This is a genomic window from Cupriavidus sp. 01L46, from assembly GCF_056399905.1.
The window spans coordinates 1-593 of the sequence record NZ_JBFTSF010000690.1; the positions used below are offsets into that span (position 1 = coordinate 1).

Here is a 593-nt window from a genome sequence, read left to right on the forward strand (position 1 = left end):
AGGTATCTTCGAACCGTACGATATCGTCCTCACCTAAATAGCTACCGCTCTGAACCTCAATGAGCTCTAGAGGAAGTTTCCCGGGATTCTCCAGCCGATGTACGATTCCCAGAGGGATATAGCTTGATTGATTCTCTGAAAGCAAAAATGTCTTATCTCCACAGGTCACGCGCGCTGTGCCTCGAACGACTATCCAGTGTTCGGCGCGATGGTGGTGCATCTGCTGTGACAACTTTGCGCCGGGCTTCACTGTGATGCGCTTAACCTGATAGCGCTCGCCATCATCCACTGAGTCATACGCTCCCCAGGGGCGATATACCTTTCGATGCTCCGTCGCCTCCGCACGACCGGTGTTACGAACCATATCGACCAACGTTTTCACCTCTTGGGTTCGATCACGGTGTACGACAAGCACAGCGTCCGGTGTCTCCACCACCATGACGTTCTCGAGGCCGGCCACCGTAACCAACCGATGAGACGAGTGGATCAGGCAATTCTTTGCGTCGTGGGTAAGTACATTCCCCACGGCGACATTGCCATCACCCGTTTTCTCGCCGACCTGCCAGACGGCCTCCCAAGAACCTACGTCACTC

At 54.6% G+C, this 593-nt stretch carries 1 protein-coding gene; it reads right to left on the reverse strand.

Translation table 11 applies throughout. The features are described 5' to 3' along the window. On the reverse strand, window positions 1-593 hold a 593-nt coding region (locus AC1DS3_RS39330; RefSeq protein ID WP_477129460.1), incomplete at both ends, for a cupin domain-containing protein.